The 13,303-nt window shown below is 71.3% G+C and carries 13 protein-coding genes and 1 riboswitch; of the genes, 4 read left to right on the top strand and 9 right to left on the bottom strand.

The genetic code is table 11. The features are described from left to right. The 3 genes from HMPREF1529_RS01760 to HMPREF1529_RS01750 all read right to left on the bottom strand — a co-directional run. Nucleotides 1-988 (bottom strand): sigma-70 family RNA polymerase sigma factor (locus HMPREF1529_RS01760; RefSeq protein ID WP_016463459.1); only part of this gene is annotated, 988 nt, incomplete at its 3' end. Between the two features lie 424 nt (nucleotides 989-1,412). Beyond that, complete coding sequence (nagA, locus tag HMPREF1529_RS01755; protein ID WP_016463458.1) at nucleotides 1,413-2,549, bottom strand: N-acetylglucosamine-6-phosphate deacetylase; 1,137 nt, start codon at nucleotides 2,547-2,549, stop codon at nucleotides 1,413-1,415. Beyond that, on the bottom strand, nucleotides 2,546-4,120 hold the full coding sequence (locus HMPREF1529_RS01750) for a beta-N-acetylhexosaminidase (RefSeq protein ID WP_016463457.1): 1,575 nt from the start codon (nucleotides 4,118-4,120) through the stop codon (nucleotides 2,546-2,548). Before HMPREF1529_RS01750 ends, nagA begins: the two co-directional genes overlap by 4 nt. Before the next feature lie 136 nt (nucleotides 4,121-4,256). Continuing rightward, a riboswitch (ZMP/ZTP riboswitch) is annotated at nucleotides 4,257-4,340 on the top strand. Between the two features lie 66 nt (nucleotides 4,341-4,406). Here HMPREF1529_RS01750 and glyA point away from each other — a divergent pair. Next, complete coding sequence (gene glyA, locus HMPREF1529_RS01745; RefSeq protein WP_005048010.1) at nucleotides 4,407-5,681, top strand: serine hydroxymethyltransferase; 1,275 nt, start codon at nucleotides 4,407-4,409, stop codon at nucleotides 5,679-5,681. A gap of 146 nt (nucleotides 5,682-5,827) precedes the next feature. After that, nucleotides 5,828-6,712 carry a bifunctional methylenetetrahydrofolate dehydrogenase/methenyltetrahydrofolate cyclohydrolase gene (locus HMPREF1529_RS01740; RefSeq protein WP_016463456.1) on the top strand — a complete coding sequence of 295 codons (885 nt, stop codon included), beginning with the start codon at nucleotides 5,828-5,830 and terminating at the stop codon, nucleotides 6,710-6,712. Between the two features lie 144 nt (nucleotides 6,713-6,856). On the opposite strand, the gene HMPREF1529_RS01735 is transcribed toward HMPREF1529_RS01740, so the two are convergent. Beyond that, nucleotides 6,857-7,660 carry a cytochrome c oxidase assembly protein gene (locus HMPREF1529_RS01735; RefSeq protein ID WP_036282912.1) on the bottom strand — a complete coding sequence of 268 codons (804 nt, stop codon included), beginning with the start codon at nucleotides 7,658-7,660 and terminating at the stop codon, nucleotides 6,857-6,859. A gap of 153 nt (nucleotides 7,661-7,813) precedes the next feature. Between HMPREF1529_RS01735 and HMPREF1529_RS01730 the strand changes: the two genes are divergently transcribed. Continuing rightward, nucleotides 7,814-8,752 (top strand): DMT family transporter, encoded by a 939-nt coding sequence (locus HMPREF1529_RS01730; RefSeq protein ID WP_016463454.1) that lies wholly within the window; start codon nucleotides 7,814-7,816, stop codon nucleotides 8,750-8,752. A 31-nt stretch (nucleotides 8,753-8,783) separates the two neighbouring features. Further along, on the top strand, nucleotides 8,784-9,389 hold the full coding sequence (locus HMPREF1529_RS01725; RefSeq protein ID WP_232212029.1) for a GntR family transcriptional regulator: 606 nt from the start codon (nucleotides 8,784-8,786) through the stop codon (nucleotides 9,387-9,389). 109 nt (nucleotides 9,390-9,498) lie between these two features. Here HMPREF1529_RS01725 and HMPREF1529_RS01720 read toward each other — a convergent pair whose 3' ends face one another. The 5 genes from HMPREF1529_RS01720 to HMPREF1529_RS01700 form a co-directional block, all read right to left on the bottom strand. After that, the gene (locus tag HMPREF1529_RS01720; RefSeq protein ID WP_016463452.1) at nucleotides 9,499-10,257 is read right to left on the bottom strand and encodes an amino acid ABC transporter ATP-binding protein; all 759 of its coding nucleotides are present in this window, start codon (nucleotides 10,255-10,257) and stop codon (nucleotides 9,499-9,501) included. Then, nucleotides 10,254-11,099, bottom strand: a complete 846-nt coding sequence (locus HMPREF1529_RS01715) for an amino acid ABC transporter permease (protein WP_016463451.1) — start codon at nucleotides 11,097-11,099, stop codon at nucleotides 10,254-10,256. The genes HMPREF1529_RS01720 and HMPREF1529_RS01715 overlap by 4 nt, the downstream gene beginning before the upstream one ends. Before the next feature lie 22 nt (nucleotides 11,100-11,121). Next, nucleotides 11,122-11,985, bottom strand: coding sequence for an ABC transporter substrate-binding protein (locus tag HMPREF1529_RS01710; RefSeq protein ID WP_016463450.1), 864 nt, complete (start codon nucleotides 11,983-11,985; stop codon nucleotides 11,122-11,124). Nucleotides 11,986-12,091: 106 nt separating this feature from the next. Next, on the bottom strand, nucleotides 12,092-12,778 hold the full coding sequence (locus tag HMPREF1529_RS01705) for an NAD(P)H-dependent oxidoreductase (RefSeq protein WP_016463449.1): 687 nt from the start codon (nucleotides 12,776-12,778) through the stop codon (nucleotides 12,092-12,094). Next, a complete protein-coding gene (locus tag HMPREF1529_RS01700) occupies nucleotides 12,775-13,227 on the bottom strand; it encodes a MarR family winged helix-turn-helix transcriptional regulator (RefSeq protein WP_016463448.1) in 453 nt (150 codons plus the stop codon). The genes HMPREF1529_RS01705 and HMPREF1529_RS01700 overlap by 4 nt, the downstream gene beginning before the upstream one ends. Between the last annotated feature and the right edge of the window lie 76 nt (nucleotides 13,228-13,303).

The following is a 13,303-nucleotide window of genomic DNA, read 5'->3' as shown; positions in this document are numbered from 1 at the left end:
CGGCGGATCCGGCAGCCCCGGCCGCGCCGCCGGCTCCCGCGGAACCGCCGCCCGCCGAGCCTCCGGCTCCCGCGGAACTGCCCGCGCCGGCCCCGCCGGCACCGCTTGCCGACCCGACCACCGGTGCGGAGCCTGCCCCGACCGTCACCGCGCCTGGCATGGTCCCCGACGCGCCCGCCGCCAGCGCGATCAAGGGAGCCGCGCCGCCCTGGAGGGTGGCGAGGTAGGCGGTGGCAGCGCCCGCACCGATCGTCAACGGCAGCAGCACCAGGGCAAGACGGTGCGAGACCTCGGCGGCCTCGGCGGCCACGATCGTGCATCGCGCACAATCGGCGAGGTGCGCCTCGAGCTTCTTGTGGTCGCGGGTCCCCAGGTTGTCACGGGCGTAGGCGCCGAGCCGTTCGATGGTCCACTGACAGTCCGACCCGTCGGCCACCGTCTGCAGGTGCGCCTGGATCCACGCTTCACGCAGGCCTTCGCGCGCACGGAAGGCCAGCTGGGCCACCGCGGTCGACTTCATCCCCAGCAGGGGAGCGATCTCCGCCGGCTTCATCTGCTCGATCTCGGTGTACCAGAGCACCTCCTGCCACCGGGTCGGCAGGCTCCGGAACGCACGGTGCGTGAGGCTCCGATCGAGCGCCTCGTCGGTCGCGTGCGCGTCGGCATCCGGATCGGGAAGCGCCTCGAGCTCGTCGATGGCCGTCTCACGACGGGCGCGGCCCCACCCGGCGGCCGTATTGCGGATACTCGTGAACAGGTACGCGCGGAAAGAGCCGGTCGGGCCCCCGCCCTTCGCGATCGCCTGGTAGATGCGCGCGTACGCCTCCTGGACGAGGTCGTCGGCATCGAAGGTCGAGGTGATCGACGAGGCGACGGTCAGCCCCGACCGGTAGTGGCGGCGCCACAGCTCGGCGAACGCCTGACGGTCTCCGGCGCGCGTGCGCAGCACGAGGTCGGCATCGGGGCGCGGCTGATCGGGCGTGTCCATGACGAGAGAGTCCTGTCGGAGTGGGCGTCGTTCGTTGTCATCGAAGAGACGGCCACGGCGGCGGATTATGACGCGGGTCGCGCCATTTCTTCCCATTTTCGCAGGTCCGGTGGGGCAACGGCCCCTCGCGGCGGAGCGAGCTGAGCGCCGTCGGAGACAGTTCGAGAAAAATCCCACAACCCGCGTCATGGATCGTGCGGTGCGCGCTCTCTTGGGGTGAAGGGCTTCCCGTCGCGTGCTCTCCAGGGGGATTCAGGAGCAGCGCCGACGGGAACGGCCAGGGGAACGGAGCGATCCGTGGCCAGGACCGGAAGCGCGGAATCTCGGGGGAGGATCTGCGCGGTACCGGTGGGCGGACGGCGCGGGGGCGCCCTCCGCCCCGCTTCTGTCATCCGGTCCCCGTCGCCGTCGGGCGCGGGTGCCGTCAGATGCGGATGCCGTCGACCCACACCGTCCGCACCCGGAGGTGCTCGTCGAGCAGCACGACGTCAGCGACGCGATCGCTCTCGAGAGAGCCGTAGCGATCCTCGAGGCCGACGGCACGCGCCGGAACGCGGGTCAGCGCGTCGACGGCGCTGGTCAGCGCGATGCCGTGGCCGACGGCGAGCCGCAGGGCAGCGTCCTGGGTGAGCGTCGAACCGGCGATGGCGCCGCCGTCATCGAGTCGCGCCGTGCCGCCGGTGACCGTCACGCCGAGCCCGCCGAGCTCGTAGTGCCCGTCGGCGGCGCCGGCGGCCGCCATCGCGTCGGTGATGAGCGCGACCCGACCCGGCGCCTGCGTGAACGCCAGCGCGACGACGTCCGGATGCACGTGCACCCCGTCGGCGATGATCTCCAGCGTCACCCGCTCGTCGCGCAGCGCGGCCACCACCGGCCCGGGTTCGCGGTGGTGGATGCCGGGCATGGCGTTGAACGCGTGCGTGAGGATCGTCGCGCCGGCGTCGAAGGCGGCGAAGGCGTCGTCCTCGGTGGCGTTCGTGTGGCCGACCGCCACCGCGACACCCGCGGCGACGAACTGCGACACCGCCGCCAGCGCGCCCGGCAGCTCGGGCGCGAGGGTGACCTGCCGCACGGTGCCGCGCCCGGCGTCGAGCAGCCGTCCCACGGCCGCGGCATCGGGCGGGCGCAGCAGGCTGAGGGTGTGGGCGCCTTTGTGGCCGGGATCGAGGAACGGCCCTTCGAGGTGGGAGCCGAGGATCGTCGCGTCGCGCTCGACGAGATCGGCGATGACGGCGACGCGCGCGGCGAGATCATCGAGCGATGCCGTGACGAGCGACAGCACCGCGCGGGTCGTTCCGTGCGCACGGTGCACGGCCCGCGCCGTGGCGATGGCCTCGGCGCCGTCATCGAACGAGGCGCCCCCGCCGCCGTGGCCGTGGATGTCGATGAACCCGGGAGCGAGCACCCCTCCCGCGGCGTCGATCACCTGGGCCGCCCCCAGGGTGCGCCACGTCGTGCCCGTGCCGCGGCCGTCGATGACCCCGTCGGTGAAGGCGATCCAGGCGTCGGGGGTGAGTGTTCCGGCGGTGACCAGTTGCGCCGAGTGGATGACGGTGGTCATGTGTTGTCCCCTTGCGCGGTGATCGGCTCCGCGGGTGTCCAATCGATCTCGGACAGCGCGGTGAAGCGGATGCCGAGTGCCGACCACAGCGGCCCGAGCCCGCCCACGCGCGCCCGGAAGGACTCCCATGTTCGCAGAGGCAGGGTTCCCAGCGCCGGGGACCACGCCGCTTCGGCGGCGGCGGCGACGCGCGGGAAGGCGAGGGCGTCGATGTCGGCGGACGTGCGGGCGGTCTCGCTCCACAGCGGCGCCTCCACGCCGAGAATCTGCGCCTGATCCATGCCGTCGATGACGGCAGTCGGCTCCCACTCGTAGGAGCGGCGGGCACTGGTCACTCCGCGCGCCCACGTCAGCCCGAGTGGCGAGTCGGGGTCGAACTTCATGTCGAGGTAGATCGCGTCGGCGGGTGAGAGGATGACGCGCCCGCCGCGGCGGACGAAGCCCCTGGTCTTCTCGTCCATGCCGTCGGTCGGCGACACGAAACCCCAGTACTGCCCGATGGTTCCCTCCGCGAGGCCGCCGCAGACGCCGGCCTCGTGCCAGGCGATGGCGGTCTTGCCGGTCTCGGCCACCAGCCGCGAGACGCGTGCGATGTAGCGGTCGTAATCCTCGGCATCCGTCCCCAGCGCCTCGTCGCCGCCGATGTGCAGGTACGGACCGGGAGTGAGAGCCGCCAGCTCGGTGAGGACGTCGGCGAGGAAGGCGTACGTCGCCTCGTCGCGGATCCGCAGCGACGAGAAGCCCACGCCGATGCCGTCGTAGGCGACGCCGCCGAGCGGGAGGGCGCTGCCGTCCTCCTCCGACTGCCGCCGCAGCTGTGCGCTCACCACCGGCGGCGCGCACAGCTCGGGGTAGGCGAGGGAGATGGCGTGGGTGTGACTGGGGCCGTCGATCTCGGGCACGACGATCATGTGGTGGCGGCCGGCGTACGCGACGATGGCGCGGTAGTCGTCGTGGGTGTAGAAGCCGCCGCCGTCCGCGCCGACCGAGCTCGACGCGGACTTCTCCGTGAGCCGGGGGCGGGAGTGCATCTGGATGCGCCATCCCTGGTCGTCGGTCAGGTGCAGGTGCAGGGCATTGAACTTCAAGCCGGCGGCGCGGTCGATGTAGCCGCACACCGTCGCGACATCGAGGAAGTGACGGGCGACGTCGAGCATGACGCCGCGATACGCGAAGCGGGGGGCGTCCTCGATCTCCATCGCCGGAATCCGCCAGCCCGAGGCGTCTGTCGTGATCGCCTGCACGAGGGTCTGCACGCCGTAGAAGAGGCCCGCCGCATCGGCGCCGGCCACGTGCACGGCGCCGGCGTCGCTGCGCAGCCGGTATGACTCGGCGGGCCCGTCGTGCTCGAGGCTCAGGCGGAGGTGTGGCTCCCCGTCGTTCGCGGGTGTCGGAGCGGCGAGGCGGATGCCGGTGCGCGCCGCGATCAGCCGGCGGAGCTCCGCGGCGGCGTCGGCGACTCCCACGGCATCCGTCGTCATCACGAGTGCGACGTCGCTCGCGAGGAGGAAGGGGCTGCCCTCGTCGAGGGTCAGCCGCGCGGGTGCGGGGACGAGGCAGGGCTGCGACACGGTGTCTCCATTCTGCGTGGCGGCTGGGGATCGCGGCCAGCGGCTGCGGCCTGAGGGTCGGCGGTGATGTAAGGAGTCCTAACAAATCCGATGACGCCAGCCTAGCCGTGTGCCGGCGGCGTCGCATCCGATATGCTCGCACTGTCGCGACTGGCGTTGAGGTGGGTCACCATCGGGGAGCGGCGAACACGGCAATCGACCGCACGCCTGGGCCGGCCTTCGTTTGATACACCGGCGTGCGCCCGGCGCACACCGGCATCCACCCGACGAATGGCAGGAGACCGTCATGACCGATCCGTACTTCAACGCCCCGCTCGCCGAGGTCGACCCCGAAATCGCGCAGGTTCTCGAGCGCGAGCTCGAGCGTCAGCGCGGCTACCTCGAGATGATCGCCTCGGAGAACTTCGTTCCCGTCTCGGTGCTGCAGTCGCAGGGCTCCGTGCTGACGAACAAGTACGCCGAGGGCTACCCGGGCCGCCGCTACTACGGCGGCTGTGAGGAGGTCGACGTCGCCGAGGAGCTCGCCATCCAGCGTGCGAAGGCGCTGTTCGGCGCCGAGTTCGCGAACGTCCAGCCGCACTCGGGCGCCTCGGCGAACGCCGCCGTGCTGCACGCGATCGCGCGCCCCGGCGACACCCTGCTGGGCCTCTCGCTCGACCACGGCGGGCACCTCACGCACGGCATGAAGATCAACTTCTCCGGCCGGCTCTACAACATCGTCGCCTACGGCGTCGACCCCGAGACCTCGACGATCGACATGGACGAGGTCGAGCGCCTCGCCGTCGAGCACCAGCCGAAGGTGATCATCGCCGGCTGGTCGGCCTATCCGCGCCAGCTCGACTTCGCGCGCTTCCGCGCCATCGCCGACAAGGTGGGCGCGCTGCTGTGGGTCGACATGGCGCACTTCGCCGGCCTCGTCGCGGCGGGCCTGCATCCCTCGCCGGTACCGCACGCGCACGTCGTGAGCTCCACGGTGCACAAGACCATCGGCGGACCCCGCTCGGGCTTCATCCTGACCAACGACGCCGACCTCGCGAAGAAGATCAACTCGGCCGTCTTCCCGGGTCAGCAGGGCGGTCCGCTCATGCACGTCATCGCCGCGAAGGCGACCGCGTTCAAGCTCGCCGCGACCCCGGAGTTCAAGGAGCGCCAGGAGCGCGTCGTGCGCGGTGCGGCGATCCTTGCCGAGCGCCTGTCGCAGCAGGACGTGAAGGACGCCGGGATCTCGGTGCGCTCCGGCGGCACCGACGTGCACCTGGTGCTCGTCGACCTCCGCGACGCCGCGATCGACGGCAAGCAGGCCGAGGACCTCCTGCACGAGATCCACATCACCGTCAACCGCAACGCGGTGCCCAACGACCCGCGTCCGCCCATGGTGACGTCGGGCCTGCGCATCGGCACCCCGGCGCTCGCGACCCGCGGCTTCGGCGACGCTGAGTTCACCGAGGTCGCCGACATCATCGCGCTGGCGCTGCTGCCGGACGCCGACGTCGAGTCGCTGCGCACGCGCGTGGCCGCCCTGACCGCCGCCTTCCCGCTGTACCCCGGCCTCACGCAGTAACCCGCCCGCGGCATTCCCCGCCCGCGCGGGTGCGCCGCGGCATCCACGGTCCGCGAGACACCGCCTGCGCACCGAGACACGCGCCGTCGACGCGTGTCTCGGTGCGGGAACCGTGTCTCGCGGGGAGAACACGGAGGAGACAACGCATGACTGCACAGAAGCTCGACGGCCGCGCGACGGCCGCGGCCATCAAGGCGGAGCTCGCCGAGCGGGTCGCGAAGCTGAAGGCGCGGGGAGTGACGCCCGGTATCGCGACGGTGCTCGTCGGCGCCGACCCGGCATCCCAGCTGTACGTCGGGATGAAGCACCGCGAGTCGGAGGCGATCGGCATGAACTCGATCCAGGTCGAGCTGCCCGCCGACGCCACGCACGCCGACGTCGAAGCCGAGATCGATCGCCTCAACGCCGACCCGACCTGCCACGGCTACATCGTCCAGCTGCCGCTGCCGCGGCACATCGACACCGATCGCATCCTCGAGCGGATCGATCCGGCGAAGGATGCCGACGGCCTGCACCCGACCAACCTCGGCAAGCTCGTGCTGAACGTCAACGACGAGATCACCTCGCCGCTGCCGTGCACGCCGCGCGCCGTGATCGAGCTGCTGGAGCGCAACGGCTTCGCCTTGGCGGGAACGCACGTCGTGGTCGTCGGTCGCGGGGTCACGATCGGCCGCTCGATCGGTCTGCTGCTCACGCGCCGCGCCGTCAACGCGACGGTCACGCTCACCCACACCGGCACCCGCGACCTGCCCTCCTACCTGCGGCAGGCCGACGTCATCGTCGGCGCCGCGGGGGTCAAGCACCTCGTGCGTCCGGAGGATGTGAAGCCCGGCGCCGCCGTGCTCGATGTCGGCGTGACCCGCGAGCGCGATCCCGAGACGGGCAAGAGCAGGGTCTACGGTGACATCGCCCCGGGCGTCGAGGACGTCGCCGGCTGGCTGTCGCCGAATCCCGGCGGCGTCGGACCGATGACCGTGGCGCTGCTCATGACGAACGTGGTCGAGGCGGCCGAGCGCAGCGTCCGGGCGTGATCGCCGGCGGAGCGTGGATGCCGCGGCATCCACTCGGCTCACGAACTCCGCAGACTCTCGCGAACTCCGCACGGATGCCGCGAGAACCTGCGGAGTTCGTCGCATTCTGCGGAGTTCGTGCGGGAGCGCGCACCCAGGGGAACGTCAGCCGCGCGCGCCGCGCAGGTGCGCCTGGACGAGGGCGTCGTGCTCCTCGTCGGTCAGCGCGTCGTAGCCGGCCGCCTCGACGCGGTCGCGGCGTCCCCAACGCACCAGCAGGATGATCAGGATGGGCACGTCGGCGACCTCGGCGATGAACCAGAGCAGGTCTCCGGCGAGGTGCTGATCGTGCAGCGGGTTCGGCCACCAGCCGGCGCCCGTCGCGGCCGCGACGCCGTCCACGACCGTGTCGTTCAGGCGCAGCAGGATGCCGGGGATCGAGTCGATCACGAGTTCCACGAAGGCCAAGAGGAACTCCACCGCGAGGAACGTACTGGTGTGGATGCCGGTGAGCGCCATCAGGGGAACGACCAGCAGCAGCCCGACGACGAGGGAGACGAGCCCGAGCGCCTCGCCGATCAGGGGGGAGGTGCGGAGAACTCCCGCGAGGGGTGTCAGGAACACGCAGAAGATCGCCGCGACGAAGACCGTCGCGAACATCGCATTGCCCAGCACGCGGAACACACGGCCGTCCAGGGCCGCGTCAAGGCGCTGCCGGGCGGCATCCGACAGGCCCGCGCGGAGCAGATCGAGCGGACGTCCGAGGCAGATGAGCCCCGGAACGGCCATCAGCAGCAGTGCGATGCGGGCGACGAACGCCCAGCGGAGCTCGGCCGACCACGTGCCGAGGAAGCCGAGTTCCACCACGGCGTACGAGCCGAGCCCGAGGACGAAGAAGAGCACCGTGCGGTGGGCCGGCCATGAGGTGCCGCGTCGCCGTGCGCGTCGCACCCCGAGGGCGTAGAGCAGTGCCGCGCCGACCAGGACCGCGATCGTGACGGGGTCGGCGCGCCAGGTCGTGAGCAGAGCATCGATGGGAGGCGTATGCCGAGCGTACGACCGGCGGCTATGCGTGCGCGGTGAACTCGCGCCGCGCCAGCTGGATTGTGTAACAATGTTCCGGTGAGTCGTTCCCTGTCCGTCGTCGCCGTCCTCGTCGCGGCGCTGTGCTTCGCCACGACGGGAACGTCGCGGGCACTCGCCGAGGTGGATGCCGACGCCCTCTCGATCGGCGCGGCGCGCGTGCTCATCGGGGGCGCGCTGTTGGGCGTGATCGCGCTCGTCTCGCGGGCGCGGCGCACAGCGCCGCGGCCGGCGGTCGACAGCCTCCCGGTCCGACGGGGGGTCCCCGCGTTCGTCATCGTGCTCGTCGGAGCCGCCGGGGTGCTGGCGTACCAGCCGACGTTCTTCTCGGGAACCGGGCTCAACGGCGTCGCCGTCGGCACGGTCGTGGCGCTCGGTTCGGCGCCCATCGTCACCGGCGTGCTCGACAGCGTGCTGCGCCGCCGCCGCCCGAGCCTTCGCTGGAGTGTCGCGACAGCCGTCGCGATCGTCGGTGTCGTGCTGGTGTCGGGCGTGTTCGGCGACGGTTCCGCCGCACCGACCAGCCTCCTCGGCGTCGCCGCCTCCGTGGGTGCCGGCGCGTCCTACGCGCTCTACGCGATCGCGAGCAAGATGCTGCTCGACCGCGGCTGGACGGCGCCGGCAGTGATGGGGGCTGTGTTCGGGACCGCCGCGGTGCTGAGTCTGCCCGTGCTCTTGTCGACCTCGACCGCGTGGCTGAACACCGCGAACGGCGTCGCGCTCGCCCTGTGGCTCGGCGTCGTCACCGTCACGATCGCCTATCTCCTGTTCGGTGCGGGCCTGCGCGGCCTGAGCCCGGCGACCGTGTCGACCCTCACGCTCGCCGAGCCGCTCGCCGCGACGGTGCTCGGCCTCGTCGTGCTGCACGAGCAGCTCTCCGCCGTCTCGGTGGCAGGGCTCATCGTCATCGCTGTCGGGCTCGCCCTGGTCGCCGCCCCCGCCCGTCTCCGGAGCGCCGGTGTCTCCGCGCCGGCGTGAGGACGCGCCGCGGCCGACGGCGGACGTGCGCGTGGCCGATGCGCTGCGCGGCGAGATCCTGAGCGGCGCGCTGGCGCCGGGTGCGCCGCTGCGCGAAGAGGAGATCGCCCGCGCGCATGACGTGTCGCGGCATACCGTGCGTGCGGCCCTGGCCGCGCTCGGGGCAGAACGCCTCGTCCAGCTCGTCCCCTATGCCGGCGCCCGGGTCTCGGCGCTCGACGACGACGATCTGCGGGCACTCCAGCAGCTGCGCGCCGCGCTGGAGACCGAGGCCGTGCGGCTGATCACCGAGGCGCAGGGCGTCGCGTGGTCGGCCGCGACGCGGGCGGCGATCGAGGCGGCGATCGGCGATCTCGCGGATGCCGAAGCCCGCGCCGACTGGGCGGCCACGATCCGCGCGCATGCCGCGGTCCACCGCGCGATCGTCGATGCCGCCGACAGCCCTCGTCTCGCGGAGGCCCACGCCGGCCTCGAGTCGGAGGTGCTGCTCTTGCTGACCCACGTGCGTCCCCACTACGCGCCGGGTGCGCTCGCCGCCGAGCATCGCGCCTACCTCGACGCGCTGCCCCGCGACGGGGGAGCGGCCGTTCGCGCGCATCTCGACCACTCGACGCAGCTCATCCGCGCCGCGCGCTAACCCGCACGCGCTGACGTCCTCCGCAGAAAGCGACGAACTCCGCACGTTTTCGCGGCATCCGTGCGGAGTTCGCGCGATTCTGCGGAGTTCGCGCGCCGCGCGCTGACTCTCAGCCGGAGAAGCGCGAGAGGAATGCCTGCGTGCGCGGATGCTGCGGCGCGGCGAACACGGATGCCGCGGCACCTTCCTCCACGATGACGCCGTCGTCGAGGAAGACGACGCGGTCGGCGACGTCGCGGGCGAAGGCCATCTCGTGGGTCGCCATGAGGATCGTCGTCCCGTCCGCGGCCAGGGCGCGCACGAGTTCCAGCACCTCGCCGACCAGCTCGGGGTCCAGCGCGGAGGTGATCTCGTCGAGCAGCAGCACTTCGGGATCGGTCGCGATGGCCCGCACGATCGCCGCGCGCTGCTGCTGGCCGCCGGAGAGGCGGTCGGGGTGGGCCGTCGCGAACTCCGCGAGGCCCACGCGTGCCAGCAGATCGTGGGCGCGCTCCTCGGCCCGTGCCCGCGGCATCCGGTGCACGACCCGTGAAGCGAGCGTGACGTTGTCGAGCACCGACAGGTGGGGAAACAGGTTGTAGCTCTGGAAGACGGCGCCCAGGCGTGCCCGCACGCGGTTGCCGTCGACGCGGGGGTCGGAGATGTCGAGCTCGCCCAGCCAGATGCGCCCGTCGTCGATGGGCTCCAGGAGCCCGAGGCAGCGCAGCAGCGTCGACTTGCCCGATCCGGAGGAGCCGATGAGGGCCACCACCTCGTGCGCGGACAACGAGACCGAGACACCGCGCAGAACGTCGCGCTCGCCGAACGACTTCCAGAGGTCGTCGGCGCGCAGGACGGGGGAGCCGGATGCCGCGGCGTGCCCGCTCACAGGATCGATCCCTGCTGCTCGCGCTCGCGCAGCCGCGCGGTGTACCAGTCGGTGACGCGGATCGTCGGGATGGCCAGCAGGATGAAGAGGATGCCGGCGACGACGTAGGGCGTGAAGTTGTAGCTCAACGACGCCGACGAACGGGCGGCGGCGATGGCGTCGATCGCGCCGAGGATCGAGATCAGTCCCACGTCCTTCTGCATCGAGATGAAGTCGTTCATCAGCGGCGGCGTCACCTTGCGGACGGCCTGCGGCAGCACGACCCGGCGGAGCGTCTGCACGTAGCCGAGACCGAGCGCACGCGCCGCAAGTCGCTGCGAGGGGTGCACCGCTTCGATGCCGGCGCGCAGCACCTCGGACACGTACGACGAGTAGGTCAGCGTGACCGCCACGACGCCGAGCACCACGACCGGGATCCGCGTGTTCATGATCGTCGGCACACCGAAGCCGATCAGGTAGAGCACGATGATGAACGGCAGACCGCGGAAGAGGTCGGTATAGGCCGCCGCGAGCACGCGCAGCGGAAAGAGCACCGGCCCGCGCACGGTCCGCAGCACCGCGATCAGGAGAGCCACGGCCGACACGGTGACGAGCGAGATGCCCAGCACCTGCAGATTGATGAGGAAGCCGTCCCAGATCTTCGGCAGCGACTGCAGCGCGATCTGCGGGTCGAAGAACGCCTGCTGCACGCTCGCCCACCCGGGCGTGTTGATGACGCTCGCCCAGACGATCGCGGCGAACACGAGGCTTGAGGCGATCGCGACGAGCACCGAGCGTCGCTCGCGCCCGCGGCGGAACGCACGCCGCTCGAGCTCGAGTGCGCTGGGGGAGTGAATGGTCACGGACCGACGTTACCCGAGCGGGTCACTTCAGCTGCGGCACGCCTTCGGTCAGCACCGACAGCCACTGCTTCTTCAGCTCGTCGAGGGTGCCGTTCTCGCGGAGGGCGTCGACCGCGGCGCTGACCTTCGCGGTCAGCGGTGAGTTCTTCGCGAGCAGCAGTCCCCACTGGTCGGGGATGCCGGCGGCGGGCAGTTCGCCGACCACGAACGAGTTGTCGATGTAGGGCGCGTTGACCGCGATGTACGCGGTGGGCGTGTCGAGCACGATCGCGTCGATCTGGCCGGCCTTGAGGGCGGCGACGGCGTCTTCGTTGGAGTTGTAGAGCGACGGCGCCGTGGTCGGGGCGATCGCCTTCTCCAAGGTGGCGGCGCTCGTCGAGCCGGTCATCGCGCCGATCGCGAGGCCCTTGAGTCCCGCGATGTCGGTGATGCCCTGGGCCTTTCCGCCCTTGATCGCGACGACCGACTGGCTCGCCTCGTAGTAGGGCGTCGAGAAGTCGACGGCCCGCTTGCGCTCGTCGGTGATCGTGTACTGCTGGATGTTGATGTCGAAGTTCTTCGGTCCCGGCGCGATGGCCGACTCGAAGGAGGTCCGCACCCACACGACGTCGTCCTTCGCGAACCCGAGCTGATCGGCCACGGCGTAAGCGACCGCTGCTTCGAAGCCCTTTCCGGATGCCGGGTCGTCGCCGTACACGTAGGGCTCGTACGCCGTCTCACCCGTGGCGAAGGTGAGTTTTCCGGGGGTGATGTAGCCGGCATCCGCGTTCGCGGAGCCGGACGCCGCACCTCCCGGGCTCGAGGTCCCTCCGGCGCAGCCGGCGAGGGCGAGGGCGAGAGCGGCCGCGGTGGCGGCGAGGGCGGTGCGCAGGATGGGACGCGGCATGGAGACCTCCGGGTGGGATGAGCGGCGCGCCGAATGCTGTGTGCGGATGCCGCGACATCCATCTTCGCCGCTGGCGCGGTGCCGGGCGTCGCCGGGCGACGCTTTGTTACAGGGTCTTCACCCGTGCCGTCCGCGGCGGGGAGGGCGCTTCGCCCGTCGACGGGTGGTCGGCGCGGCGGGAGGAGGCGGCATCCGCTCGCCCGTGCCGTGCCACGCGCTCGATCCAGCCGCGGCGGGCGGTGTCGTCGCTGAAGCGCACGGGCGTGAAGCGTGTGATGCCCACGGTGCGCACGCCGCAGTAGCCGAGGGTCGCCCGGGAGAGCGATGCCTCGGCGGCGCCACGGTAGACGAGTCGGTTCCAGAACCGAGGGGAGTCCATCGTCATGACGATGCGTGCCGTGCGTCCGGCGAGCAGGCGGTCGGACAGTGCCGACCGTTCGCGATAGCGGAACGTCGCGTTGGAGAGGAAGACACGGTCGATGAACGCCTTCAACGCTGCCGGCACGGTGCCCCACCACTGCGGGTGGAAGATCGCGATGTGGTCGGCCCAGAACAGGTCGTCGAGGTAGCGGGCGACGTCGGGATCCAGCGGCAGGTCGTCGGTGCGCCCGCTGCGCGGCGCGCGCAGCTGGTCACGGCTGCGCGGATGGTCGGGAATGGGGTCGTGGGCGAGATCGATGAGGCGCACCTCGGCGCCGGCGGCGCGGGCGCTCGCCGCGTAGCTCTCCGCCAGCGCATGGGTGAGGGTGTCCGCCAGCGGCGTGCCGACGATGACGAGCAGACGGCGATTCATGAGGTGCGACCTTTCGCGAGAACGATGTCGGTGAGTGCCGACAGGTGAGCGTTGAGCGCGGCCGGGCTGATGCCCGTGCCGGAGCGGAGCGGGTGCAGGCGAGGATCGGCGAGCATCTGAGCGAACTCGGCCTCGAGTTCACCCCCCGCGATGCGCACCAGTTCGACGCCTTTCGGGGTCAGCTCCAAGATGATGCGGCGTCCCTCGCCCGCAGCGGCGGTGAGCCAGCCGTCGGCGACCAGCGTCGGCACGCGCTTGCTGACAGCCGCCTTCGTCACCCGCAGACAGTGCGCGAGCCCGGTGATGTCGATCGGAGCACGCTCGGCGAGGGTCGCCAGGATCTCGAAGAGGTTGAAGTTCACGCCGTGCTTCTCTCGCAACCATGCGTCCGCGAACAGGTCCAGCTCGCCGACGAGCTCGTGGAGGGTGACGGTGAGACGCGCGGCCATGAGGTGAGTCAACCAGTTGACACTCTACGAGTCAACGGGTTGACTCCCGCACTCTTCTCGCCCGCGCGCAGATGTG

The sequence above is a fragment of the Microbacterium sp. oral taxon 186 str. F0373 genome (genome assembly GCF_000411455.1).
GTDB lineage: Bacteria > Actinomycetota > Actinomycetes > Actinomycetales > Microbacteriaceae > Microbacterium.
This window is presented reverse-complemented; position numbering and strand designations above follow the sequence as displayed.

Bases quoted from the DNA above. Each gene is read 5' to 3' on its own strand.
- HMPREF1529_RS01740 (WP_016463456.1), top strand. From the start codon at position 5,828: ATGACTGCACAGAAGCTCGACGGCCGCGCGACGGCCGCGGCCATCAAG.
- nagA (WP_016463458.1), bottom strand. From the start codon at position 2,549: ATGACCACCGTCATCCACTCGGCGCAACTGGTCACCGCCGGAACACTC.
- HMPREF1529_RS01700 (WP_016463448.1), bottom strand. From the start codon at position 13,227: ATGGCCGCGCGTCTCACCGTCACCCTCCACGAGCTCGTCGGCGAGCTG.
- HMPREF1529_RS01710 (WP_016463450.1), bottom strand. From the start codon at position 11,985: ATGCCGCGTCCCATCCTGCGCACCGCCCTCGCCGCCACCGCGGCCGCT.
- glyA (WP_005048010.1), top strand. From the start codon at position 4,407: ATGACCGATCCGTACTTCAACGCCCCGCTCGCCGAGGTCGACCCCGAA.
- HMPREF1529_RS01705 (WP_016463449.1), bottom strand. From the start codon at position 12,778: ATGAATCGCCGTCTGCTCGTCATCGTCGGCACGCCGCTGGCGGACACC.